Here is a 24,000-nt window from a genome sequence, read left to right as displayed (position 1 = left end):
AAGAACCGGGTTAATAGGGCCCCACCCTCGAGGCGCGGAGCGCCTCCAAAATTACAGCCCCACCCTTCGCGGAGGGGCCGCTCCATTCAACACAGCAACCTCGCAGGTTTTCTGGAGGGTGGACCCAGCGGACGGGCCGAGTCTGGTGGCCATGACCCAGACCGTGACCGCCGCCGGACCGGTGGAATACGCGGACGCCGCCTCGCCGCCACCTGTGCTCGATGTGGTTGTCCCCGTCTACAACGAAGAGACCGATCTCGGCGTATGTGTGCGCCGGCTTCATTCCTATCTCGGAGACGGGTTCCCGTTCCCTGCCCGGATCACCGTCGCCGATAACGCCAGCACCGATGCCACCCTCGCGGTCGCCGAGCTGCTGGCTGCCGAACTGGACGGCGTCCGGGTGGTGCATCTGGACGCCAAGGGCCGGGGCCGGGCGTTGCGGACGGCGTGGCTGGAGTCGGACGCGCAGGTTGTCGCGTATATGGATGTCGACCTGTCCACTGATCTCGATGCGCTGCTTCCGCTGATCGCGCCGCTGGTTTCGGGCCATTCGGATCTGGCGATCGGTTCCCGGCTCAACGCCGCTTCGCGGGTGGTGCGGGGGCCGAAGCGTGAGTTCATCTCGCGCTCCTACAACCTGCTGTTGAAGGCGTCGCTGCGGGCGGGTTTCTCCGATGCCCAGTGCGGATTCAAGGCGGTCCGCACCGAGGTGGCGCGTAAGCTGCTGCCGCTGGTGCAGGACGGGGAGTGGTTCTTCGATACCGAACTGCTGGTGATCGCCGAGCGCGCGGGTCTGCGGATCCACGAGGTGCCGGTGGATTGGATCGACGACCCGGACAGCCGGGTCGATATCGTCGATACCGCCCGTAAGGATCTGCGTGGTATCTGGCGGCTGGGCCGGGCGCTGGCCACGGGTGCGCTGCCGTTGGCCGAGATCAGGCACGCGGTGGGCCGGGAACCGCTGGTGCCGGGGGTGCCGCTCGGGATGGTGGGTCAGCTGATCCGGTTCGCGGCTGTCGGTGTCGCTTCCACCCTCGCCTACATGCTGCTGTATGTGCTGATGCAGCCGTGGGCCGGGGCGCAGATCGCGAATTTCGGCGCGCTGTTGATCACGGCGGTCGCCAATACCGCCGCGAACCGCGCCTTCACATTCGGGGTGCGCGGGCAGCGGGATATGGCCTCGCACCATTTCCAGGGGTTGCTGATCTTCGGTTTCGGATTGCTGGTCACCAGCGGTTCGCTGTTCGCACTGCATCGCTGGGCGCCGGGCGCCCCGGTGCAACTCGAACTGTTCGTCCTGGTTGTGGCCAACCTGATCGCCACCCTGATGCGGTTCGTGGGACTGCGCTGGGTGTTCCGGGAGGCCGGCCGCCCCGCCATCGACACCGAGGAGCTCACCCGATGACGACCCTTGTCGAGAATCCGCCTTCCGCCACACCGGCACCTGCTGCCGGCTCCCGCCCGGGGCGGCCGCGCTGGGAGTTTCCGGCGCTGGCGGCGCTGCTGCTGGCCACGGCGCTCTCCTACCTCTACAACCTGAGCGCCAACGGCTGGGCGAACTCGTTCTATTCGGCTGCGGTGCAGGCGGGTTCGGTGTCGTGGAAGGCGTTCTTCTTCGGTTCCTCCGATGCCGCGAACTCGATCACCGTGGACAAACCGCCCGCCTCGCTGTGGGTGATGGAATTGTCGGTGCGGGTGTTCGGGCTGAGTAGCTGGAGCATGCTGGTTCCGCAGGTGCTGCTGGGTATCGCCACGGTGGCGCTGGTGTGGGCGACGGTGCGGCGCTCGTTCGGACCCGCCGCGGGTCTCCTGGCCGGTCTGGTACTGGCCGTGACACCGGTTTTCGCGCTGATGTTCCGTTTCAACAATCCCGACGCGCTGCTGGTGCTGCTGATGGTCGCCGCGGTGTGGGCGATGATGCGGGCGCTCGACGACGGCCGCTGGCGCTGGCTGGTGCTCACCGGAGCCTGTATCGGCTTCGGGTTCCTGGCCAAGCAGTTGCAGGTGATGCTCGTCGTGCCGGTGCTGGCCCTGGTGTACCTGTTCGCGGGCCCACCGAAATTGGGTAAACGGATCGCGCAACTGTTCGCGGCGGGGGCCGCGATGGTGGCGGCGGCGGGTTGGTGGCTGCTGGCGGTGGAACTGTGGCCTGCCGATTCCCGCCCGTATATCGGTGGTTCGCAGAACAACTCGATCATCGAACTGACGTTGGGCTATAACGGCCTCGGCCGGTTGAACGGTAACGAGACCGGCAGTGTCGGGCCGGGCGGGGAACTGCCGCCGGGCGGTAACGGTATGTGGGGACAGACCGGGATCACCCGGATGTTCGATCAGATGCAGGGCGGGCAGATCGCCTGGCTGATTCCCGCCGCGCTGGTCGCGCTGGTCGCCGGACTACTGCTGCGCGGCCGGGCGGCCCGTACCGACGGTGCCCGGGCGCAGGTGCTGCTGTGGGGTGGCTGGCTGCTGGTGACCGGCCTGGTGTTCAGCTTCATGGCCGGGATCTTCCACCAGTACTACACGGTGGCGCTGGCGCCGGCGATCGCGGCACTGGTCGGGATCGGCGGAGTCCTCTACTGGCGGGAGCGGGCGCGCTGGTGGGTGCGACTGCTCGCCGCGGCGGCGGTCGGGCTGACCACCGCGACCGCGTGGCTGCTGCTCTCGCGTACCGCCGATTTCGTGCCGTGGCTGCGCTGGGCGATCCTGGCCGGCGGTATCGTCGCCACCCTCGCGCTGCTGGTCCGGCTGCCGGGCAGATCCGCTGTGGCGGCCGCGGTACTGGCCGGTGTGGTCGGTCTGAGCGGACCGGTCGCCTACACGGTCGACACCCTGAATTCGGCCCACAACGGCCCGATTCCGACCGCCGGGCCGAGTAACGGAATGTTCGGGGGGATGCGTCCCCCGGGTATGCGTGACGGCGGCCCCGGTATGGATGGCGGAATGCCGGGGATGCCCGGCAATCAGGGCGGGACGCCCGGTATGGGCGCCGGGCCGGGCGGTATGCCCGGAACGGGCGGCGGCGTGCCGGGTACCGACGACGGTCAGGATGCCGTGCCGGGGGCCGACGGGATGCCCGCGATGCCGGACGGCGGAACGGGCCTCGGCGACGGAAACGCCGCGGGCCAGGACGGTCGCCGTGGTGGCATGGGCGGCCCCGGCGGCGGGGTGATGGGCGCGAGCCGCCCCAGCGACGCCCTGGTGACGCTGCTGAAGGAGGACGGCGCGGACTACACCTGGGCCGCCGCCACCATCGCCTCCAACAGCGCGGCCGGTTACCAGCTCGCCACCGAACTGCCGGTGATGCCGGTCGGCGGGTTCAACGGCAGCGATCCCTCGCCGACGCTGGAGCAGTTCCAGCAATATGTCGATTCGGGGCAGATCCACTATTTCCTCGGCGGCAGCGGCGGCGGACCCGGCGGGCGGCAGGCCACCACCTCCGCCATCACCGAATGGGTCCAGCAGAATTTCACTTCGAAAGAAGTGGACGGGGTGACGGTCTACGACCTGACCGCGCCGAAGTAATTCCGCACCCGCGTAAGCCGACGGCTCGGACCGCTGTGGTTCGAGCCGTCGGCTTTTCGTTCCGAGCCCTACCGGTTCAGGCGAACACCTCGGTGAGGTCGCCGTAGAGACGCTGTTCGGTGAACAGGGTGTCCGCGTTCACCGTCGCGTACACGGCACCCGGGATATCGACCTCTTTGCCGTTCTTCAGCCAGTAGTGGATCCGGATCTCGAAGACGACCTCGGTGATTCCGTCGACCGGCGGATGCGGTTCGATCCAGTGGACCACTTTGTGTTCGATCTTGTCGCACTGGTCGAGCACGAACTGGATGGACGCGGTGGCGGTATCGCGACCGGTCACCGGCTCGGCGTTGGCGAAGGTGAGTTTCACATCGTCGGTCATCAGCGCGGCAGCGTCGGCCAATCGACCGGAATCGATCAGCCCGTAGTATTCCTCCACCATTTTCCGAACAGCCGACATCCACTATCTCCTTGCTGAGTTTCCCAGGTAGGGAAGGTTTTTCGAAGTGCGAGCCAAGGTTAGTGGACCTTCCGGCGCCCCGCGCTCCCGAAAGCGGAACGTCATCCGACTGTGATCGCGCGATCCCCTCCGCTCGCGGCCGCACCGGGGATCGCGACGGCGGCCGAGACGGCGGCGGCCTCGTGCTCGAGGAGAACGTCACCGCCCTGTGTGCTGACGATCGGGGTGTAGGGATCGGGTTCGTGCGGGTCTCCGAGCAATTCGCGCAGCACGGCCACTCCACAGAACGGCACGTAGTGCGGGCTGTAGCCGCCCTCCTGCACGAACGCGATTTGCCCCTCGCACAGTTCGTCGGCGAGATCCAGCATCCGCCGTGTGAGCTGCGCGAACCCGGCACTGGTGACCATCTGGCGGGCCAGCGGGTCCATCATGCTCGCATCGAATCCGGACGCGACGATCACCAGCTCGGGCCGGAACGCCCGCAGCGCCGGGACCACCGCCTCCGCCAGTGCGTACAGATACGCCGCGTCACCGCTGCCGGGCGGCAGCGGGATATTGATCGAGTACCCCTCGCCCGCGCCGGTGCCGCGTTCTTCCCGGAATCCCGAATTCGGCGGGAAACACAGGTGCTGGTGCAGCGATACGGTGAGCACCGAGGGGTCGCTGTACCAGATGTCCTGAGTGCCGTTGCCGTGGTGCACATCCCAGTCGACGATGGCGACCCGCTCCAGCCCCAGCACCGCCTTGGCGTACGCGGCGGCCACCGAGACATTGTTGAATACGCAGAAGCCCATCCCGGACGCGCGGGTCGCGTGATGCCCGGGCGGATTCACCAGCGCGTACCCGGTATCGATCGTGCCCGCCACCACCTGCGAGACGAGCTGGATCGCGCCGCCGGCCGACAGCGCCGCGATCTCGTAGCCGCCTTTCCCGAACGGCGAGCATCCGTCACCGGCGTCACCGCCCTTCGGCAGCAGGCTCTCCGCCTGGATCCGCGCGAGATGTTCGGCGGTATGCACCCGCAGGATGTCTTCCTCGGTGGCGGGAACCGCCCGCACTTCCCGCAATCGGTCGAGCAGGCCGGATACGGCGACCAGCTCGTGGAAGCGGCGTTTGGTGTCCGGATGGGCGAGGTGGTGGGCGATGGGCTGGAGGCCGGTGGTCGCGTCGGAGGGGAACAGACTCCCCGAACCGGTGTCGACCCATCCGTAGACGGTGTTCCAGACGTAGCCGATGGTCATGGTCGAGCTCCTCATCCCGGCGACCCGAAGGGGCGCCGGACGGCAAATCTCGCGCAATCGAACGATCACGCGCGCTTATCGAGCCATAACCTCCTACAGCGCGCAACCGGAACGATTCCCACACCCGGCCATGCCGATCCGGGCAAACCGGATTATCCAGCGTTTCCGGATCCACCCGGACCCACGACCTGCGGGCAGGAAAGGCCGGACGGAATTTCGCGGCGATTGCCGGCTTCGATGCGGCCGTGACATCGACGCCATGCCCCGAAGTCCCAGTAGCGCTCGGTTCGCATCGGCCCGGCTTGACCGCTGCCGATTTTGCGAGCACACTGCTCTCTATAGAGAGCAGTGTTCACAGATAGGAACGGGCATGCGGGAGGTCTGGAAGTGGGGCAATCTCACTCTGTTGTTCGTGCTGGAGCTGGCCGCATTCGCCGCACCGGCGCTGTGGGGATGGAAGGTCGCCGATGCGACTCCGGCCAAGCTCGCGTTGGCGATCGGCGCACCGGTTCTCGCGATCACCGCCTGGGCCCTTTTCGCCGCCCCGAAATCGGTTTTCGACCAGCCACTACTCGCAATCGCCACCAAGATCACGGTTTTCGGCGGTGCGGCGGCCGGGCTGTGGGCAGTGAACTATCGCACGGCCGCCGTCGTGTTCGCCGTTGTTCTCGTCGCCAACCTGCTGGCGATCCGGATCGGGCATCTCACCCCCGTGACCGAACTCCGGCTCGAGCAGAGGGGCTGAGCAATGGCCCGCAGGCGAATCCCCGCCAACCGTTCGAATCGATGGCTCCGGGGCGCCGTCGCTTCAGCGGAAGGACGGATGGCCGTGTGAGATTCCGGAGGTGAACGCCTCCCAGTCGCCGGACGCGAAGTGCAGGACACCCGCCTCCGGGCGCTTGGAGTCACGAACGCCGACGAGACCGGGCGCGAGGAAGGCCACCTCGACGCATTCGCCATCGCCCTGACTGTAGGTGCTTTTGAACCATCGGGCCGGGTCTGGGTCGACACTCACGGCAGGTACTCCTTCGCTACCTGCCGCAGCAGGCTCCTACTGTCCACCTCGTCCAGCGTTCGCCGACGGATGCTGTCGTAGGTTCGATGGTAGCTGGCCACGTCGTCCGGCTTCTCGAGATAGAGGTTCCCGACCGAGCTGCCCTCGATGAAAACGACCGGTGGCTCGACAGGCATCCCGTCGCGGTCCGAACCGAAGTCCAGTATCACGCAGGGGCCCAGACCACGGCCGGTCGGAAAACCGGCCCGAAAAGGCAGAATTCGCAGGTCTATGTTCGGAAGCGTCGACATATCGGCGAGCTTGCGCATTTGAGCTGCCATGGTCCTGGGGCCGCCGTTGATCCTGCGGAGAGCGGCTTCACCTATCACCGCGCCGACCGCGATCGGACGACGCGTGCGTGTCACCTTGTGCTGCCGTTTCATCTTGAGCTGCACCCAGCCCTCGTGCTGTTCCTGGGTCGCATCGGGATGTTTCGCCCGGTTCAGCGCGCGGACATAATCGGCGGTCTGGAAAAGCCCTGGCACCAGCTCGGGCTGGAAGGTGGTGATCGCCACCGCCGCGGATTCCAGCCCGAAGTACACGTCGAAATCTTTCGGAATCAGATCCCCGAATTCGTGCCACCAGCTCCGCACCGCCGCCTGCCCGGCGAGCCCGACGAACGCGGCCGTCAGTTCCTCCGGGACTCCGTACAGTTCACAGGCCGCTTCGATCTGGCCTGTCCGGACCCGCCCGGTCCGGCCGTGTTCGAGCCGGTGCAATCCGCTGACGCTGGTTTCGAGTAGTTCGGCGGCGGTGGTCAGAGTCAGTCCGGCGCGGGTGCGCCATTCCATGAGATAGCGCCCGAGCTGGCGTCGGGACAGTGTCGATCCGGTGTCCTGCATGGAGTCCTCCCCATTTCGGGCGGGCGGGATGCGCCCGCGACGGGTAGAGCCTGAGCGCTGCCGTGGAAGAAATGCTGGGCGTTTACCTGAAATGCGGCCATCGGCGCGCATACCGGCGCATCGCCCCCGGGCAGATGGTTCGCTGATGCGCACCGGATGCCGCCCCCGAATCCGATCTCAACCTAGCAGCATCGGCAACAATCTAAAACCCTTGCACCCGAACATCATTGGAGGATTCTTCAGGCAATTCCACAGGCACGACCACGTCTCGGCAACCCCGCTGCGATGGGCAGAACCCAACTTCGACCCTGACGTAGGGCACGTCGCCACCCCCGCCGAGGCGGCGACGCCGGGCCGTCACCCGCAGGGCGGTCGGCCGGGTCTCGTGCACCGTCAGCGGGTCGAGTAGCAGGTGTAGGTGATTCCCGAGCGGAAGGTTTTCGTATCGACGAGGCGGAGTTCCGGGATCTTGTGGCCGGCCGGGAACAACCGACGGCCGCGGCCCTGGACGACCGGGTAGGTGAACAGGCGGAACTCGTCCACCAGATCCGCCGCGATCAGGGTGTGGCAGAGCGTGATGCTGCCGGTGACGACGATGTCTTTGCCCGCCTGCTCTTTCAGCGCCGCCACCTCGGCGACCGGATCGCCGGACAGGACGGTGGAGTTCTGCCATCCGGGGTCGGTGAGAGTGGAGGAGACCACGTATTTCCGGACGGTGTTCAGATATTCGGTGATACCGGTGGGGTCCTCGGCCTGCTGGGGCCAGTAGCCGCGCAGATCCTCGAAGGTGCGGCGGCCGGTGAGAAAGGCGTCGGCGGCGCTGTCCTGGCGGTGCGTTTCGTCCAGCAGGTCCTGATGGTCGCCCTGCCCCTGCGGGTCGAACCAGTCGTCGAGCATCTCGATGGCGCCGTCGACGGTGATGTTCTGGGTTATCGCGAGCGTGCGCATGGCGCCTCCTGGCAGCGTCGTACGTCCGATAGGGGGACGGCGGCCCGATGTCTCGGATTCACGGGCCGCCGCCCCGCATGTTCGGACGAGGCGGCGCACCGAAACTCATCGGCCGCTCCCGGATTTTCTTTCCGCCCGACCTCCCGAGCCGCTCACTCGAAAGGGTAGGTGCAGGTCAACCGGCATCTTCCGGTTCGCCCGGTGTGGCGGAAGAAATTCACCGCACGGTCGCTCACCGGCTGTCCACAGCTGTCAGAGTCGGGAGGTATGGGTGTTGTGCGTAGAGCCGCTTCCGGCTGCGCTCTGGTCATGGGTCTCGTTCTGCTCGCCGGATGCTCCGGGTCCGGCGAACCCGCTCCCCCGCCGGGCGCGGTCCCACTGGTCTCCACCGCCGACCTGCCGACTGCCGAACCGGGCGAGGTGCATCTGTTCGGGTTCAACGATCTGCACGGTCATCTCGAACCGCCCGAGGCGAGTGACGGACTGGTCGGCGAATACACCGCCGGTGGCGCCGCGTATCTCTCCGCCCACCTGCAACGATTGCGGGCCGCCTATCCCGACAGCGCGGTCCTGTCGGCGGGCGACAATATCGGCGCGAGCCCGCTGGTGTCGTCGCTGTTCCACGACGAACCGACCATTTCCTTCCTGAACCGCGCCGGGGTCGCGGCATCGGCGGTGGGCAATCACGAACTCGACCACGGGGTACTGGAACTGGCCCGGCTCAGCAAGGGCGGGTGCGCGCCGGACGGATGCGTGCCGGGCGAACCGTTCACCGGCGCGGATTTCGCTTTCCTGGCCGCGAACCTCACCGACGGCCGCGGTGCGGTGCCGCCGGAGGTACGGCCGTGGACGATGCTCGACGTGGGTGGGCACAAGATCGGAGTGGTCGGCACCGTCACTCCCGATACCGTGAACCTGGTTTTCCCCGAAGGGATCCGCGGCTACACCTTCGGCGATCAGGCCGAGGCCATCAACAAGTACGTGCCCGCCATGAAACAGGCGGGCGCGGAGACCGTGGTCGCGCTGGTGCACGACGGCGGCGCGCAGGGCACTCCGGCGAAGACCACCGATTACAACGGGTGCGCCGATATCAGCCCCGATGTGCCCGACCTCGCCGCGCGGACCGACCCGGCCGTCGCGGTCCTGCTCACCGCGCACAGCCATCAGCCCTATGTCTGCGAGTTCGGCGGGAAAGTGGTGACCCAGAGCGCGTCCTACGGCCGCCTGATCTCCGATATCACACTGCGTTTCCAGGACGGCCGGGTTTCGGCGAAGGCGGTGAACCGGGTGGTCACCAGGGATATCGAACCCGACCCCGCGATCACCGCGCTGATCGACTACTACGCCGGGCAGGCCGCACCCCGGGCCGAGCGGGTGGTCGGCACCGCGACCGCCCCGCTGGCCCGCGGCAGCGCCACCGGCGAATCCCCGCTGGGCGCGGTGATCGCCGATGCCATGCTCGAGGTGACCGACGATTCGGCGCAGGCGGTGGCGGCGTTCATGAATCCCGGTGGTGTGCGCGCCGATATCGATCCCGGACCCATCACCTACGGCAACATCTACGAGACCCAGCCCTTCGGGAATCAGGTGGTGACGCTGACCCTCACCGGCCGCCAGATCCTCGACCTGCTGGAACAGCAGTGGGACAACACCAGCAAACCGGCGATCCTGTCGGTGGCGGGCCTGACCTACGCCTACGACGACGCGGCGGCGCCGGGAGACAAGATCGTCGAAGGGTCGGTACGGATCGCGGGACAGCCGGTGAACGAGGTCGCGGACTACCGGGTGAGCACCAACAACTTCCTCGCCTCCGGCGGTGACGGTTTCACCGTGTTCACCCGAGGTACCGATACCGCGGTCGGACCCACCGATCTGGACGCGCTGGAAACATATTTGCGCGATCGCGGACCGGTGGCGGCGCCGGAGGAGCGCGTCGAACGCCGGTGAACGGTATCCGCCGCGATCACCGCCGCGACGGATTCACCACTGTCCGTCCTGGACCGGCTTGTCGTTCAGGTGGTAGGTCGGCAGGGGTGATTCCAGCGGGGCGTCCGGTCCGGACTCCGGGAACCAGTTGCCGCTGGCCTGCACGGCGCTCAGGTCCGGGGCGGGCGGGAGATCGGCCGCATCGGCGTCGTAGTAGTCGAACCACGGCAGACCACGCGCGGCATACGCTTGCGCGGTCACGGGGGTGGGCGGTGCCGGTTCGCCGGTGATCTCGCGCCATTCGGCCGCCGACGCGAGATGGACGAACACCCGGCCGTGGGCCTGGGCACGGTAGTCACCGAGCGGGCGGGTGTCCTCGAAGATCTGCTGACGCATCCGCCCACCGGCACCGAGACCCATCGGGGACGCGCCCGGACGCCGGGGCGCCGCACCGGGCGCGGGCAGTCCTGCGGCGACCGGTACCGCGCCGTATGCCGCCGGCGACGGCGCGTTCGCCCGGAGTCGCGCGGCCTCGGCGCGGCGGGCGCGGGCGATCTCCTGTTCCCGGTCCCAGGCCTCACGCGCCGCCGGGGCCAGCCCGTGCACCGCCAGCTGCACCCCGCCCCACTGTTCGGTACCGGTGACCTGGCCTTCGACCGTCGCGCCCAGTCCGAGGGGCAGCGCGACGAACTGGCGGACCGTACCGTTACCGGAGTTGATACCGTCCAGCCACGGCTGTTTCGGCAGGGCCACGTAGTTCTGCGGGTCGCGGGTGAGCTCGTCGGACCAGGGCTTGCCGGAGACCGCGCACACCTTCCCGACCCCGACCTTCAACGCCGCGGGCACCGGCGCGGTGAATCCCAGCCACATCGCTTCCCGCTGGTACACGGGCAGCATTACGCCGCCGCGCTCCCGCCACTGCGCGGGCACGGTATCCGGATAGTCCGCGACCCGCCGCAACGGAAAGGACCCCAGACCCGGCGGCAGCGGATAGGTGCCCTCCTCGGGCAGTCGCAGCGTCCGGACGAACCGGACCCGGGCGCCACCCGGGAGCTCCAGCGAATCGCCGGTCAGAGTTATTTCCGTCATCGCAGTTCCCACCCGTATCTGTCGATCTGCGCCGGCCCCGGCCCACCACCGGCGAAGCCGCCCGGCGGGACCGGATATCCGGACCAGAAAAACGAATCCACACCTCATGCGGACGATCCCCACGCTACTCGCCGGAACCCGGAGGAGGCCGATATCGCCGACGGTCCACAGCCGGACGGGTGAATTCCCGGCCGGCGCAGTAGTCGCGTTACGGAGCGACGGAGGTGCGCAGGATATTCCGGGGAGCGGGCCGGAGCGCGATATCGAGTTCGTCCAGTCCGACAGGGGCGGAGACGAGGTCGTTCCAGGGACGGCGGCCGAGGGTCGCGGTGAGGAAATCCACCGCGCGGACCAGGTGGCGTGGCTCGTAGTTGTGCACGCCGGTCAGCGTGAGCCAGCCACGGACCACCGCTTCGGGATCCACGGCGACGGCGGGGCCGGGAGTCACCGAACCGGCGAGGACCAGGGTGCCGCCGAGGTCGAGCCGCGACAGCGCGGTGGCCACCGCGGCCGCCGAGCCGGAGAAATCGAAAGCCGTATCGACCGGACCACCGGTTTCGGCCACCGCGCCGAACCGGGCCGCCAGTTCCAGCCGTTCCGGATGCGGATCGGCGATCTCGACCAGGGCGCCCTGTTCGGCGCAGGCCGCCGCGGCGGTGATACCGAGCATGCCGGCGCCGCAGATCAGCACCCGGCGACCGGACAGGTCCCGAGCGGCTTCCAGGGCGGCCATCACGGTCGCGGTGGCACATCCGGCCGGCGCGGCGACGGCGTCGGGCACCGTGTCGGGTACCGAAACGGTGGTCACTCCCGCCGGGAGCAGGATGTGTTCGGCATAGCCACCGGAAAGCGGCCAGTCCCCGGTGAATGCTTCGTGCCCCACTTTGCGCACCTGCTCGCATTTCGCGGTGAAACCGCGGCGGCAGCGAGCACACCGGCCGCAGGCCGAGGTCACCGACCAGACGATCCGCTCCCCCGCCTCGCGTTCGGCGCCGAGACCGGCGGCCACCACCCGGCCCACCGCCTCGTGGCCGAGAATCGACGGGCACGCCGCGGTCCGACGCCCCGAGACCGTATGCAGGTCACTACCGCAGACGGTGGCCAGCGCGATCCGGACCAGCAGTTCGCCGGGCCCGGGTTCGGGGAGTTCCACCTCCCGTACCCGCACCTCGTCGCCCGACCAGATCGCCGCGCGGGTCAGACGACGAGTGAGCGTATCCATCCGGACAACCTTTCGATGGTGTAGACGATGACGAAGACGACGATCACGATCGCGCCCGCGACGTCGAAGTTCAGCGTGCGAATGGCCTCGAACAGCAGGTAGCCGACGCCGCCCGCGCCGACGATGCCCAGCACTGTGGAGGTGCGGATATTGACGTCGAGCAGATACAGGCTCGATCCGATCATCGACGGCACGGCCTGCGGGATCACGGCGGCGAACAGGGTTTTCCACCAGCCGCCGCCGACCGCGCGGACCGCCTCGAGCGGGCCGGGGTCGATCTCCTCCACGCCGTCGGCGACGAGCTTGCCGAGGAAACCGATGGAACCGATGGCCAGCGCGCAGGTTCCGGCGATCGGCCCGAGCCCGAGGGCGGCGACGAACACCACCGCGATGATCAGTTCCGGTACCGCCCGCACCACCAGGATCCAGGCGCGGGCGAACCAGTACAGCGCCGGATGGGGCGATACGTTCGCGGCGCCGAGGATGCCCAGCGGTATCGACAGCATCACGCCGATCGCGGTGGCCACCAGGCCGATCGCGACGGTTTGCAGGGCGGCATCGAACAGATCGGCGCCGAGGGCCTCGAAGTTCGGTGGAATCATCCGGCCGAACACCTCGAACGACGGCCACGGCCAGGTGAACAGCGCCGCGAGGTCGATATCGAGCACCACCAGGGAGGCCAGGCAGCTCGCGGCGAGCAGGGTGCCGAAGGCGAAGCGGGTGAACCGGTCCCGGCGCGGGCCGGCCTGCGAGGGGGTGAGCAGGGTGCGGCGGATGACGATGGTCAGCACCTCCATCGCCGCGATGATCACCAGGATCACGGCCACGATGCCGAGCGCGCGGGGATAGATCAGGCCGCGTAGCGCGTCCTGCAGGGCGAACCCGATACCGCCCGCGCCGACGAATCCCAGCACCACCGACATCCGGAGGTTGATATCGATGCGGTAGACGAAGGTCGCGATCCAGGCCGGGACCACCTGCGGGACCACCGCGTTCAGCATCTCCCGGAAATAGCCGGCGCCGGTGGCGCGCACCGCCTCGCGCGGACCGGGATCGGTCTGCTCGATGGCGTCGGCGAACAGTTTGCCGAGCATCCCGATGGAATGCAGGGCCAGCGCGAGGATCCCGGGCAGTACCCCGATCCCCAGCGCACGCACGAACAACGCGGCGAACAGCAGATCCGGCATCGCCCGGCAGAAGGTGATCACGGCCCTGGCCACGCTGTACACCACCGGATGCGGTGTGGTGTTGCGGGCGGCCAGGAAGGCCAGCGGTACCGAGGCCACGGCCGCGAGCACCGTGCCGAGGATCGCCATGAGCAGGGTTTCCACGGCCAGCGTCGAGATACGGCCCGGATCGTCGAGCCGCGGCGGCAGCATCCGTTCCAGCAGGTTCGCGATCTCGTCGAGCCCGTCGATCAGGGTGGCGGGCGCGAAATCGATGTACCAGGCGGCGGCCAGGGTCGCCAGGACCGCGGCGGCCCCGCAGGCCCGCAGCGCGACGGTACGGAACGTCCGCGGCGCGGACGGTCTCGGTGCCGCGCGGTGGGGGTCGAGCAGCGTGCTCATCGCGGCTCGGTGGCGTCGGCGCCGGCGGTCGCCGGTTCGACCCGCTGATAGACCTCCATGACCTCGTCCCGCGACATCCCGACGGCGGGACGGTCGAGAACCTTGCGCCCACCCCGCAGGCCGATCAGGCGGTGGGCCCAGCCCATCGCCAGATCGACCTGGTGCAAGGTGCACAGCACCGTGAGTTTCTCCTCGATACACACCCGGAACAGCAGATCCATCACCACGCCCGCGTTCTCCGGGTCCAGCGAGGCCACGGGCTCGTCGGCGAGGAGTACGGCGGGCCGCTGCATCAGGGTGCGCGCGATGGCGACCCGCTGCTGCTGACCGCCGGAGAGGGTGTCGGCGCGGCGTTCGGCGAGATCGGCCAGCCCGACCCGGTCGAGATGTTCCAGCGCTTCGGCGCGCATCGCCTTGGGATAGGTGAGCGCGCCGTAGCGCGGCAACCGGATCCGCCCGAGTCCGCCGATGAGGACGTTCTCCAGGCAGCTGAGCCGGCCGACGAGATTGAATTGCTGGAAGACGAACCCGACGTCGCGGCGCAGGGCCCGTAACCGCGCCCCGGAGGCGAGGTCGACGCGGGTGCCGCCGACCTCGATCTCCCCCGACGTGACCGGGTGCAGTCCGTTGAGGCACCGCAGTAGCGTCGATTTGCCGGACCCGGAGAGCCCGAGCAGCACGACCATCTCACTGCGGTGCACCTCGAACGACACATCCTCGAGCGCGGTGGCGGCACCGAACTTCTTGGTGACCGACCGCGCGGAGAGGACGATATCGTCTCCGGCGACGGCCGGCCGGTGGGGCGCGGGAGGCATCGGAATCAGCCCTTGCACTTCTCGGAGCCGGTGACCTCACAGACGTGCCGCACACCGTTGTAGTCGGCGTCCTCGGCCGGCACCACACCCCAGATCCGCTCATCGGTGATGCGGCATTCGTCGGTGCAGTAGCCCTTGCTCAGCATGTAGTCGGCGTTGGCCTTCTCGTTGAAGATCGTCTTCAGCTTGCCGACGGTCTCCGTGCCCAGATCGTTGTTCGCGGCGAACAGCGAGCCGGCGATGGTCTCGGATTTCCAGACCGTCTTCAGCTGACCGGCTTTCAGGTCGCCCTTCTCGATCAGGGTCTTGTCGACCATGGTGTCGAAGGCGAAACCGGCGTCGCAGTCACCTGCCGCGATGGCCAGCGCGGAGGCGTCGTGGCCGCCCGCGTAGATCGGCTGCAGTCCGGCCGACACATCGGCTTCCGAACCGGAGGCGATCACCTTCGATTCGATCAGCCCGGCGGTCGGGTAGAGGAATCCGGAAGTCGAACCCGGATCGACGAAGCACACCTTCTTGCCCTTGAAGTCCGCGAGACCGTTCACCGCGGCGTTATCGGCTTTGGCCAGGCCATAGGACTGGTAGCCGGGCTTACCGCCCTTCTCCTGCACGCCCGCGCCGAGCGGGGTGATCTCGGCGCCGTTGACCCCGGCGACCACGTACGCGAACGGCCCGAAGAACGCCAGGTCGACGTTGCCGGCGATCATGCCCTCGACCACACCGGCATAGTCGGAGGCCTGCACGAATTCGACCTCCGAACCGGTTTCGTCCTCCAGCAGGGAGATCAGCGGGTCGTAGCTGGCTTTCAGGTCGCTGGAGTTCTCCGCCGGAATGGCGGCCAGCGTCAGTTTCTCGGGGAAGCCTTTGTCGTTGCGGGCGTCGGAATCACCGGAGCCGGAACAGGCGGAGAGAGTGAGGGCCAGGCCGGCGAGTACGGCAGCCGCGGCGTGACGACGACGGAAGAACATGGAACGTCCTCAGGGAGAAGGGGTGGAGCCGATCATTCGGGTAAGAGCAGTGCGGGCAGTTCGGTGACGGAGTCGATGACATGGGTGGCGCCCGCGCCGCGCAGTGCCGGGGCGTCATGGGCACCGGTGAGGGTCCCGATCACGGTGGCGGCCCCCGCACGGAGGCCGGAGAGAATATCGCTGGAGGTGTCGCCGACGACCGCGACCCGGCGCATATCGTCGGTTTCGGTGCGCAGGACCGCGGTGAGCACCAGGTCGGGGTAGGGCCGGCCGCGACCGGCGTCGGCGGGAGCCAGGACCAGGTCGGCGATATCGGTCCAGCCGAGCGCGGTGAGCAGGCGCTGCTGGGTCTGCTTGCTGAAACCTGTGGTCAGCGCGACCTTGATACCGGCCGCGCGTAGTTCGGTGATGGTCTTCTCGGCGCCGGGAATCGGCGCGACGCCGCCTTCGTCGACGAAACGTTCGTAGGCGGCCTCGAACGCGGTATTGGCCTCGGCGGCCCGGTCGCCGAACAGGTGGGTGAACACCGCGATCTTCGACTGTCCCATGGTGTCGAGTACGTACTGCCGGGCGCTCTCCCGCTCCGGGCCGCTCGCGGGCAGGCCGACCGCGGTGGCGGCAGCGTCGAAGGCACGTACGACCGCGCCGTCGTCGGCCACCGTGGTGCCGGCCATATCCATTACAACCAGGGTGATATCGCTGATGTCTTGCACGGGATCGAGCATGCACCCTGGTCTATACCAGCGATCGGACAGCGGGCGAACTATTGGTTAACAGCTGGTATAGACCAGCATCGCGGTAGGGTTGCCGTGTGTCGTCCACGGCCGAACCGCGGGTTCTCAAACATCAGATCGTCCGGGCTCGTATCGAGAAACTGCTCGACGGGCTGCCGGAGGGCGCGCCGGTGCCCTCCGAACGCGATCTCGCCGTGCGCTTCGATGTGGCCCGCGAAACCGTGCGCCAGGCCCTGCGGGAACTGCTGGTCGCCGGACGGATCGAACGACAGGGCAAAACGACCCTGGTCGCCGGGCCCAAACTCGTTCTGCCCCTGGCACTGGGCTCCTACACCGAGGCGGCCCGCGCCGAGGGCCGCAGCGCCACCCGAATACTGGTGGGCTGGTCCCAATTCCCCGCCGATGCCGACCTCGCCGCCATGCTCGCGATCGAACCCGGTGACCCGATAGTGCAACTCGAGCGAGTGCTCACCACCGACGGCGTCCGCCTGGGCCTGGAGACGACCCGACTGCCCGCCTACCGCTACCCGGGCCTGCTCGAAACCTTCGACTACACCCAATCGCTCTACGCCGAGATCGCCACTCGCGGAATCGCCTTCGCCGAGGCGGTCGACAGTATCGAGACCACCCTGCCCGATGCGCGCGAGGCCGCCCTGCTCACCGTGGACACCCGCACCCCGATGTTCCTGCTCAACCGGGTCTCCTACGACCCCGACCGGGTCCCCATCGAACATCGCCGCTCGCTGTACCGGGGCGACCGCATGACCTTCACCGCCATCCAGCACCCGGAAACCGGTGGTTCCCCGCACGCGGCGGGATAGGCCACCGCCGCGCCGGTCTCAGCCCGGGACGGCCGCGGCCACCAATTCCGCGAAAACCGAAACGATCGACAGTGCCCCGGTGCCGAAAGCGGCCGCGAGCGCGAACCCGATCAGGAGATCCTCGGCAGTCGGAACCGGCGGCTCGACAGTCCGGCCGAGAATCTCGATGGTCTGCGGGACGGCCCAGACGACGTCGATCACGCCGTCCGCCCGCGCCGTCAGCTCGCAGAAGCTCTTCTCCACCTCGTACGGTTTCCCGCCGATGAACATGACGGTGTCGACGGTCGACGGCCGCAAGCTCAGGGTCCGGCCGTCCAGCTCCGCCGAAATACGGAACGCCCGTTTGAGAAATCGACCACTACCGGGGGAAATCTTCACCTCACGGTCATTCAGGCGAGCCACGAGACGGTCACCCCGCCGTGTGCCGATCGGCACTTTCTTTCGCGTCCGCGGACCGGTTCGCTCGATACTGACCACGATCGATCCGTCCGATTCCGAACAGGCCGTCACCCGATCTTCGGTTCGCTCGACGACGATATTCCCGAACAGCACGGTGTCCACCACCGATCGCAGTGTTTCGATTTCCGCCACCGACGGCCCCCTACTCACAGTTCATCGTCCCCGGCCACTTCCCCTCGAACCAGCGCGATGCCGGCCGATTCCGCCTTCCCTGGGAACTCTACGGGCAGATGCACACTCCGAACGCGTCGTCCGCCACCTCTTCGCGCCGGGGGCAGAACCGGCTCGGAATCTCGCTCCGAGCCGGCCCCGCCGAACCCACACCGACCGACGGGCCTCAGGCCGACGGGAACGCGAGCATTTCGCCGCGCAGTTCGGTGTTGGTTTCGCGTACCGCCGCCGCCCGGATCCACTCCGCCGCCTCGGCCGGCCGAACCTCCGGTGGCCACTGCCCCAGCGACGTCAACGCGGCACGGCGGCACCGCACGACACGGTTCGCGAGGGCGACCGTGAGCAGATCCGTACCGATCCCCGGATGCTCGCCCAGTTCGCGCACCACCAGCTCCAGGCACATATCCGCGTCGTATTCGCTGCTGAGCCCCAACGCCTCGGTCGGCCCCGACGCCAGCTCGCCCAACGGCAGCAGTTCGGCGGCCAGCGCCGCCACCTGCTCCACGTCGGCCCGATCCCCGGAGTGCAGCAGCCACTGCCAGATATATGGGTTGCGGCCGTCGGCCCGCAGACAGCCGACCGCTTCCGCCCATACCGGCATTGCGAGCCGCCGCGCGCACGACAGGGCGACGTTGACGGGATAGCGTTGCGCGGCGACCGGTTCGGCGGCACCGTCCTGGAGCGCGGGGTCGCCACCAGAAGCGAGTTTCCGCCGTACCAGATCGTGCCAGCGCCGCTGCCCGGTCAATGCCGTGTACCGGGCGGCGAGCCGGGCCGGCTCGTCCTCGGGCCAGGGGAACTCGTCCCGAATGAACAGGCGGCGCAGTGACAACGCCGCGTCGAGCCGGCCCAGCGTGGGTTCGGCGTCGGCGAGCAATTCGCCGAACCGGTGCATGACCGGAACCGCGTCCTCGTAATCGCTCATATCTTCGGCGGGCCCGCCCATCGCGAGGGCCCGCAGGATATCGGCGGCACCGTCGAGCAACGCGGTGTCGATATCGGGTTCCAGCAGGGCCTCGTACAGGCCGCCGGTGGTGGCCGCCAGATGGGCGAGATACTCGTTCATCACGCCGTTGCGGAAGCCGTCCCGCAGCAGCCACGCCCGGATATCCGGATCCGCACAGCCTTTCAGGCGCTCGACGGCATGGATCCGGCCCCATCCGTCGACCCGCCGCGCCAATTCGAACACCGTGCGCTGCGGGTCGGGCTGGGTGTTCATCAGGGCGACGACGGCGAACAGCGTGAACTCCTCCATCGTCCCCAGCAACCGCAACAGTTCACCGTCGCGTTCGTCGCCACTCACGCCGAGCAGCACGATACCGAGTTTCGCGACTTCCCTGCGGGTGGCGTTCTCGGCGACGAACCGCGCTGCCAGGCGCAGCTTTTCCCGCCGCACGGGCCGGGACCGCAATTCGCGGACCAGGTCGTCGGCGACCCGGACGGCCCGCAATTCGGCGAACGCGTCCAGTAACCGCACGGGCTCGTCGAGCCGGGCGAGTATCAGATCGGCCAGCTCGGAGACCGGCTGGGATCCGAGCCGGAAATGATGAGTGGAGACACCGTCGTGAACCACGCTGGGAAGTACGACTTCACCGGGTTCGTCGTCCGGTAGTGGATAACCGCTGCGGGGCCACGGGCCCGGACCGTGCAAAGCGGCGAGAGAGAGCGCGTGGGCCACGAACGTGGCCTCGCGGGGGTTCAACGAACCGGGCGCAGGACGCCCTTTCCATGAGAGATCATGGTCACGAGCATGGCAGCCCGGACACCGCCGCACAACCCCCGCACCCCGGGCCCGGCGCTCAGCCGCCGCCCGACAGCCGCCCGTATACGAACAGCAAAATCACGTTGAACAGCACGATCCCGGCCAGCGCGAGCCACTGCCGCGGCCAGTCCCTCCGGGTCACGCGCAGCGCGGCGGCGGCGCTCATCCCACCGGCCGCGCAATAGGCCAGCGCCCACACGGTGCTATCGGCCGTCAACCCCATCACCACGGTAACCAGCGAGAACACCACGGCGGTCACCAGCAGTTCGGTCCGTAGCAGGCCCTCGTCCAGCATGGCACCGAACCGGTTGATCGCGGCCACCGCGCCTCTCGGGCGCCGCGAACGACTCGTATCCCCCATCCGTACCCCTTCCATCGAGAGCCGGCGCCGCTGCGCCGGGCCCGGAATTGCCCGTGCTCTGTGGGTTTCGAACTCTGTGGGTTTCGAACTGTTGTGGAACAGGGTCACGCCGGGCGCGGAAATCGGTCGGCTACAGCACCGGGCAGGCGGAACCGAGATCGACTCCGGTCCCGACGTCCACCACTACCGATTGGCGGCTGCCGATCTGTTCGGCGTGCAGATTGTGGATACCGCGGGTGTGCGGAGTCCAGACCGCCGTCACCGTGCCCGATTTCCCGACGAGAATCGCGCCGGGCGGGTCGAAGGACCCTTTCTGGCTGTCGTAGAAACTCACGTACTCGCCCGGTTCGGCCGCGGCGGTGGCGGTGTAGGAGCAGCCGGTGCCGAAGGCCGAAGAACTACTGCCCCAATCGATTCCCGGGGTCACCCGGAAATCGGTGATTGCCGCCGGTGCGGAGGGAGCGGCCGCTATCAGCACGGCCGCCGACGCGGCCAACGTCGCGGCCGCGGTGCGGGCAGACCTGCGTGAGCGATACATCGACGATCCTTTCCGGTGCCTACTGGTCGAACGGAAAAGCCGGTGCGAATACGCGAGAACGCGTGCACCAGGCTACTCGTTCCTCCGCCTCACCACCTCTGATCAGTACTTCTCGCCCCCCGCGGCGTTCGTTACCGGTTCCCGCGCACCGCCGCGCGCTACGGTCGGGATATGAGTTCTTCGCACTGGACCGCCGCGGATCTGCCCGCGCTCGACGGCCGCACCGTGGTGATCACCGGAGCCAACAGCGGTGTCGGATTCGGCACGGCGAAAGCCTTCGCCGGGGCGGGAGCGCATGTGGTGCTCGCGGTCCGCGATATCGACCGCGGCAACGAGGCGGCCCGCGCCATCGGTGGCAGTCACGAGGTGCGACGGCTCGACCTCGCCGATTCGATGTCGATCCGCGAGTTCGCCGAATCCTGGCAGGGCGATATCTCGATCCTGGTGAACAACGCCGGTGTCGCGATGGTGCCGCGGGGCCGCACCGCGGACGGTTTCGAAATGCAGTTCGGAACCAACCATCTCGGCCATTTCGCGCTCACCAACCGGTTGCTGCCGCATATCACCGACCGCGTGGTGACGCTGGCCTCGGGCGCGCACAAGGTCGGCACCATCGATTTCGACGACCTCGATTTCGCGAAGAGCGGCTACGGCCCGGTGAAGGCCTACGGGCGGTCCAAACTGGCGAACCTGCTGTTCACCCTCGAACTCGAGCGCAGGCTCCGCGACGCCGGTTCGGCGGTCCGGGCGACGGCATCGCACCCCGGTTACGCGGCAACCGAACTGGGCACGAAGAACCGGCCGAAGTTCCTGGTCGGTATCGTTCACCTGGCCGGCCGCTACCTGGCCCAGACTCCGGAGCAGGCCGCGCTGCCCAGCCTGTTCGCCGCCACCCAGGATCTGCCCGGCGCCAGTTACGTGGGCCCGGACGGTCGCGGTGAGATGCATGGATACCCGACACTGGTCGGGCGGTCCGCGCAGGCCAGCGATACGACGCTGGCCCGGCGGCTCTGGGAGGTGTCCGAGAAGCTCACCGGCGTCGGGTTCCCGCTCTCCTGACCCCGCCGCGATCGGGAGTCATTCGCCCGGCGCGAGACAGATGACGCCCTCGTTCATCCAGGGCACCGCCGACTCACCGGCCGGGCAGTGGGCGCGTTTGTACTCGTTGGTGCGTTCGTCGCACTCCCAGTACGAGGTCGCGTCGTCGGACCGGACCTTCGGGATATCACTGCAGTCGCCGCTGTCGGGAAGTCTGGGCTGCGCGGCGGCGGTCGCGACCGGCGCGGCGAACGCGCACACGAGTACCGTGAGGGCCGCACAGGTCTTCGTGGTGGCAGACATACCTCCGTCGTAACGGCCGGGCGCGCGCCATCAAACCAGGCACGGCCCGGATGGCGCCGGTTGTGCAGCAGTCGTTGTGGCGATGCAACCGACCCGATTCCCGTCCTCGCGGCACGGACGCTTGACGGCGTTCGGGTGGGCGCCCCGGGGCCGGCGTGGCGTGGAGGACCCGCGCCCACCTCCTGTTATGCGGATCACCGGGGAAGCAAATCAGTGGCCGGCGTTCCGGAAAACGGTTAGGGTGCGTTTCATGTACGCAGGCACTGTGTCGATGATGAAGCCCTGGTCGCTCCGCTGACGGCGGCGATCCGGATTCATTCGACCTACTGAACGCCGCCGTCCGAGCTGTCGCGCCGGGCGGTTTCGTGCTGTCCCGGCTCCCCTCGAGTCGCGGAGAAACAGTGTCTCTTTCCCATCGGGGCCGATCGGTCCCGCAACTACCCGAATCCACTACATCCACCATGTCCGGCGTCTCGTATTCCGATGCCGGATACTCCAGCGCCGCACAGCAGGGTCGATTGCCCGCGGGCGCGCACGCGCATATCCGAGCGGTGTCGGTGTCGGTGATGCTGGGATCACGGCCCGTGCTCACGGATGTTTCCGTCACGGTGTCCCACCGTTCTCGCCTGGCCGTGGTCGGCGAGAACGGGCGGGGTAAGACCACCCTCCTGCATGTTCTCGCCGGGCTGACCCGGCCCGACAGCGGTACGGTCGGCCGGGTCGGCACGATCGGGGTCGCCGAGCAGGCCATGCCCTTCCGCGCCGACGAGACGGTGGGCGGTGTGGTCGCCGAGACCATCGAGCCCGCGCTACGCGCCTTGCGTGAACTCGACAGCGCCACAGCCGCGCTCGCGAAAGGCTCGCCCGGTGCCGATGACAGGTACGCGGCCGCGCTGGATGCCGCCACCGGACTGGATGCCTGGGACGCCGAACGCCGGGTGGATATCGCGTTGGCGGCGCTGCACGCGTGCACCGACCGCGAACGCCCCCTGGCGACGCTGTCGGTCGGACAACGCTACCGAGTGCGCCTGGCATGCCTGCTCGGCGCCGCGCACGACATCCTGCTGCTGGACGAACCGACCAACCACCTCGACCGCGACGGTCTGCAATTCCTGACCGAATGCCTTCGCGCCCACCCCGGCGGGCTGGCACTGGTGAGCCACGACCGGACCCTGCTAAGCGATATCGCCGAGGAGTTCCTGGACCTGGATCCGAGCCGGGACGGCCGGCCCCAGCTGTTCGCCGGTGGTTATTCCGGCTGGCAGGAAGGCCGCGCACGGGCCCGGTCGCGGTGGGAGCACGAACACGAGGAACAACTCTCCGAGTACGCGCGGTTGAAGGACGCCGCCGCGGCCGCGCGGGACCGGCTCGAAACGGGATGGCGCCCGGACAAGGGCACCGGTAAGCATCAACGGCAGTCCCGGGCGCCGGGCGTGGTCCAGGCCTTGAAGCGGCGGCAGTCCGAGCTGGCGGCCCATACGGTCTCGGTACCCGAGCCAACGTTGCGGCTGCGGTTTCCCGATCTCCCGGCCCGCCCCGGGATCCCCCTGCTCGATTGCGCCGACGTCACTGTGGCCGACCGGCTCACCGGACCGGTCACGCTGTCGCTGGCAGCAGGGGAACGCCTGCTGATCACCGGTCACAACGGGGCCGGTAAATCGACGCTGCTCGCCGTGCTCGCCGGTGAACTCGAACCGACCACCGGAACCGTGCGGCGGCACAGCACCGCCCGGATCGCCTTGGTGGGCCAGGAGGTTCCGGCCTGGGATCCCGCGCTCACCGCCGTGGAGCTCTACGACCGCCTGGCCCGCGGGCTCGGACTGCATCACGGCGCCGCTCCGGTGCCGCTCACCGCGACCGGCCTGCTGGAGAAACAGGCACGCGATACCGCAGTCGGCCGGCTCTCGCAGGGACAGCAGCGCAGGCTGCACCTCGCTCTGCAACTGGCCGCCCGGCCCACCGTGCTGATCCTCGACGAACCCACCAACCACCTCTCGGCGTCGCTGGTGGACGAACTCACGCCGGCGCTCGCGGACACTCCTGCCGCCGTCATCGTGGCCACCCACGACCGGCGGATGCTCACCGACCTCGCCGGCTGGCCGCGGCTCGGAGTGGCAAGCGACGGCGGGTAGGCCGCACGTGGGCTCCCGGCCGGAAT

At 68.3% G+C, this 24,000-nt stretch carries 23 protein-coding genes; 7 read left to right on the top strand and 16 right to left on the bottom strand.

Annotated features, from left to right (window positions below):
• Positions 1 to 151: 151 nt before the first annotated feature.
• A complete protein-coding gene (locus tag ACWDU1_RS03085) occupies positions 152 to 1,405 on the top strand; it encodes a glycosyltransferase (RefSeq protein ID WP_449995452.1) in 1,254 nt (417 codons plus the stop codon).
• Entirely contained in the window at positions 1,402 to 3,522 is a 2,121-nt protein-coding gene (locus tag ACWDU1_RS03080; RefSeq protein WP_449995450.1) for a glycosyltransferase family 39 protein, read from the top strand. The genes ACWDU1_RS03085 and ACWDU1_RS03080 overlap by 4 nt, the downstream gene beginning before the upstream one ends.
• A gap of 76 nt (positions 3,523 to 3,598) precedes the next feature.
• On the opposite strand, the gene ACWDU1_RS03075 is transcribed toward ACWDU1_RS03080, so the two are convergent.
• Together ACWDU1_RS03075 and ACWDU1_RS03070 are read right to left on the bottom strand one after the other, a co-directional pair.
• A complete protein-coding gene (locus ACWDU1_RS03075; RefSeq protein ID WP_449995448.1) occupies positions 3,599 to 3,982 on the bottom strand; it encodes a nuclear transport factor 2 family protein in 384 nt (127 codons plus the stop codon).
• 101 nt (positions 3,983 to 4,083) lie between these two features.
• Entirely contained in the window at positions 4,084 to 5,223 is a 1,140-nt protein-coding gene (locus tag ACWDU1_RS03070) for a class II histone deacetylase (protein ID WP_449995446.1), read from the bottom strand.
• 370 nt (positions 5,224 to 5,593) lie between these two features.
• Between ACWDU1_RS03070 and ACWDU1_RS03065 the strand changes: the two genes are divergently transcribed.
• Positions 5,594 to 5,968 carry a YrdB family protein gene (locus ACWDU1_RS03065; RefSeq protein ID WP_449995445.1) on the top strand — a complete coding sequence of 125 codons (375 nt, stop codon included), beginning with the start codon at positions 5,594 to 5,596 and terminating at the stop codon, positions 5,966 to 5,968.
• Between the two features lie 63 nt (positions 5,969 to 6,031).
• Here ACWDU1_RS03065 and ACWDU1_RS03060 read toward each other — a convergent pair whose 3' ends face one another.
• The 3 genes from ACWDU1_RS03060 to ACWDU1_RS03050 all read right to left on the bottom strand — a co-directional run bounded on the left by ACWDU1_RS03060 (position 6,032) and on the right by ACWDU1_RS03050 (position 8,067).
• Positions 6,032 to 6,238: a DUF397 domain-containing protein gene (locus ACWDU1_RS03060; RefSeq protein ID WP_449995443.1), complete on the bottom strand. Its 207-nt coding sequence runs from the start codon at positions 6,236 to 6,238 to the stop codon at positions 6,032 to 6,034.
• Entirely contained in the window at positions 6,235 to 7,230 is a 996-nt protein-coding gene (locus ACWDU1_RS03055; RefSeq protein ID WP_449995441.1) for a helix-turn-helix domain-containing protein, read from the bottom strand. Before ACWDU1_RS03055 ends, ACWDU1_RS03060 begins: the two co-directional genes overlap by 4 nt.
• A 282-nt stretch (positions 7,231 to 7,512) precedes the next feature.
• Positions 7,513 to 8,067 (bottom strand): dihydrofolate reductase family protein, encoded by a 555-nt coding sequence (locus ACWDU1_RS03050; protein WP_449995440.1) that lies wholly within the window; start codon positions 8,065 to 8,067, stop codon positions 7,513 to 7,515.
• A gap of 276 nt (positions 8,068 to 8,343) precedes the next feature.
• On the opposite strand from ACWDU1_RS03050, the gene ACWDU1_RS03045 reads away from it, so the two are divergent.
• The gene (locus tag ACWDU1_RS03045; RefSeq protein WP_449995438.1) at positions 8,344 to 10,014 is read left to right on the top strand and encodes a bifunctional metallophosphatase/5'-nucleotidase; all 1,671 of its coding nucleotides are present in this window, start codon (positions 8,344 to 8,346) and stop codon (positions 10,012 to 10,014) included.
• Positions 10,015 to 10,047: 33 nt separating this feature from the next.
• Here the strand turns inward: ACWDU1_RS03045 and ACWDU1_RS03040 are convergent, their stop codons facing one another.
• The 6 genes from ACWDU1_RS03040 to ACWDU1_RS03015 form a co-directional block, all read right to left on the bottom strand.
• Positions 10,048 to 11,082 (bottom strand): hypothetical protein, encoded by a 1,035-nt coding sequence (locus ACWDU1_RS03040; protein ID WP_449995436.1) that lies wholly within the window; start codon positions 11,080 to 11,082, stop codon positions 10,048 to 10,050.
• A gap of 208 nt (positions 11,083 to 11,290) precedes the next feature.
• A complete protein-coding gene (locus ACWDU1_RS03035) occupies positions 11,291 to 12,304 on the bottom strand; it encodes a zinc-binding dehydrogenase (protein WP_449995435.1) in 1,014 nt (337 codons plus the stop codon).
• Positions 12,280 to 13,872, bottom strand: a complete 1,593-nt coding sequence (phnE, locus tag ACWDU1_RS03030) for a phosphonate ABC transporter, permease protein PhnE (protein ID WP_449995433.1) — start codon at positions 13,870 to 13,872, stop codon at positions 12,280 to 12,282. Before phnE ends, ACWDU1_RS03035 begins: the two co-directional genes overlap by 25 nt.
• Positions 13,869 to 14,687, bottom strand: coding sequence for a phosphonate ABC transporter ATP-binding protein (phnC, locus tag ACWDU1_RS03025; RefSeq protein ID WP_449995431.1), 819 nt, complete (start codon positions 14,685 to 14,687; stop codon positions 13,869 to 13,871). Before phnC ends, phnE begins: the two co-directional genes overlap by 4 nt.
• 5 nt (positions 14,688 to 14,692) lie before the next feature.
• Positions 14,693 to 15,655, bottom strand: a complete 963-nt coding sequence (locus tag ACWDU1_RS03020; RefSeq protein ID WP_449995430.1) for a phosphate/phosphite/phosphonate ABC transporter substrate-binding protein — start codon at positions 15,653 to 15,655, stop codon at positions 14,693 to 14,695.
• 32 nt (positions 15,656 to 15,687) lie between these two features.
• Positions 15,688 to 16,380, bottom strand: coding sequence for a phosphonatase-like hydrolase (locus ACWDU1_RS03015; protein ID WP_449995428.1), 693 nt, complete (start codon positions 16,378 to 16,380; stop codon positions 15,688 to 15,690).
• 86 nt (positions 16,381 to 16,466) lie between these two features.
• On the opposite strand from ACWDU1_RS03015, the gene ACWDU1_RS03010 reads away from it, so the two are divergent.
• Positions 16,467 to 17,210 carry a GntR family transcriptional regulator gene (locus ACWDU1_RS03010; protein WP_449995426.1) on the top strand — a complete coding sequence of 248 codons (744 nt, stop codon included), beginning with the start codon at positions 16,467 to 16,469 and terminating at the stop codon, positions 17,208 to 17,210.
• An 18-nt stretch (positions 17,211 to 17,228) separates the two neighbouring features.
• On the opposite strand, the gene ACWDU1_RS03005 is transcribed toward ACWDU1_RS03010, so the two are convergent.
• The 4 genes from ACWDU1_RS03005 to ACWDU1_RS02990 all read right to left on the bottom strand — a co-directional run bounded on the left by ACWDU1_RS03005 (position 17,229) and on the right by ACWDU1_RS02990 (position 20,501).
• Positions 17,229 to 17,588: a hypothetical protein gene (locus tag ACWDU1_RS03005; RefSeq protein ID WP_449995425.1), complete on the bottom strand. Its 360-nt coding sequence runs from the start codon at positions 17,586 to 17,588 to the stop codon at positions 17,229 to 17,231.
• Between the two features lie 418 nt (positions 17,589 to 18,006).
• Entirely contained in the window at positions 18,007 to 19,518 is a 1,512-nt protein-coding gene (locus ACWDU1_RS03000; RefSeq protein WP_449995424.1) for a hypothetical protein, read from the bottom strand.
• Positions 19,519 to 19,639: 121 nt separating this feature from the next.
• A complete protein-coding gene (locus ACWDU1_RS02995) occupies positions 19,640 to 19,963 on the bottom strand; it encodes a hypothetical protein (RefSeq protein ID WP_449995422.1) in 324 nt (107 codons plus the stop codon).
• Between the two features lie 130 nt (positions 19,964 to 20,093).
• The gene (locus ACWDU1_RS02990) at positions 20,094 to 20,501 is read right to left on the bottom strand and encodes a hypothetical protein (RefSeq protein ID WP_449995420.1); all 408 of its coding nucleotides are present in this window, start codon (positions 20,499 to 20,501) and stop codon (positions 20,094 to 20,096) included.
• Between the two features lie 171 nt (positions 20,502 to 20,672).
• Between ACWDU1_RS02990 and ACWDU1_RS02985 the strand changes: the two genes are divergently transcribed.
• Positions 20,673 to 21,560: an oxidoreductase gene (locus ACWDU1_RS02985; protein WP_449995418.1), complete on the top strand. Its 888-nt coding sequence runs from the start codon at positions 20,673 to 20,675 to the stop codon at positions 21,558 to 21,560.
• Between the two features lie 18 nt (positions 21,561 to 21,578).
• On the opposite strand, the gene ACWDU1_RS02980 is transcribed toward ACWDU1_RS02985, so the two are convergent.
• Positions 21,579 to 21,842: a hypothetical protein gene (locus ACWDU1_RS02980; protein WP_449995416.1), complete on the bottom strand. Its 264-nt coding sequence runs from the start codon at positions 21,840 to 21,842 to the stop codon at positions 21,579 to 21,581.
• A 461-nt stretch (positions 21,843 to 22,303) separates the two neighbouring features.
• On the opposite strand from ACWDU1_RS02980, the gene ACWDU1_RS02975 reads away from it, so the two are divergent.
• Entirely contained in the window at positions 22,304 to 23,974 is a 1,671-nt protein-coding gene (locus ACWDU1_RS02975) for an ABC-F family ATP-binding cassette domain-containing protein (RefSeq protein ID WP_449995456.1), read from the top strand.
• The last annotated feature ends 26 nt before the right edge of the window (positions 23,975 to 24,000 follow it).

Source organism: Nocardia sp. NPDC003345 (assembly GCF_053589395.1).
This window is presented reverse-complemented; position numbering and strand designations above follow the sequence as displayed.